Annotated in this window: 1 pseudogene; it reads right to left on the minus strand. The window is 65.1% G+C overall.

The window, feature by feature from the left end:
• A pseudogene (locus tag QMZ25_RS19145) lies at window positions 1–562 on the minus strand (aminotransferase class V-fold PLP-dependent enzyme); the annotation flags it as partial.

Genomic DNA, 562 nt, shown 5'->3' on the forward strand with positions numbered 1-562 from the left:
GCGGCGCAGCTCTTCGGTGAAGTGGGCGAGCAGCTCGGCTTCCCGCGCCTCCACGTGCTCCTGGCCGATGCCCTGCAGGTAGTCGGCGGCCACGCCCAGGCCGATGAAGCCGGCGATGTTCGGGGTGCCGGCCTCGAACTTGTGCGGGGCATCGTTGAACACGGTGCCGTCAAAGCTGACTTCCTTGATCATCTCGCCACCACCGAGGAACGGCGGCATCGCGTCCAGATGCTCGCGGCGTGCCCGCAAGATGTTGGCGTGGTGCTCCATGCGCGAGACCAGGATCACATCACCGGACTTCAATCGCGGCAGCGCCCACGAGTACGCCACCAGGTTGATGGCGAAGGTGGTGCCACTGCACAGCACCAGATCGCTGGGGCGCACGTTGAGGAGGCATCGGTGGCTTCGCTGCCCAGGGCATGCACCGCGCGACTGACGTTGGCGTTGTAGCGGTGATAGAACTCATCCACCGCGCCGATCACCTGCACCGGCTTCTGGCCGGTGTTGGCGTTGTCGAAATAGACCAGCGGCTTGCCATGCACTTCACGCATCAGCAGCGGGA

Origin of the sequence: Stenotrophomonas sp. RS-48, from assembly GCF_030053245.1 — a bacterium.
Lineage (GTDB): Bacteria > Pseudomonadota > Gammaproteobacteria > Xanthomonadales > Xanthomonadaceae > Stenotrophomonas > Stenotrophomonas maltophilia_P.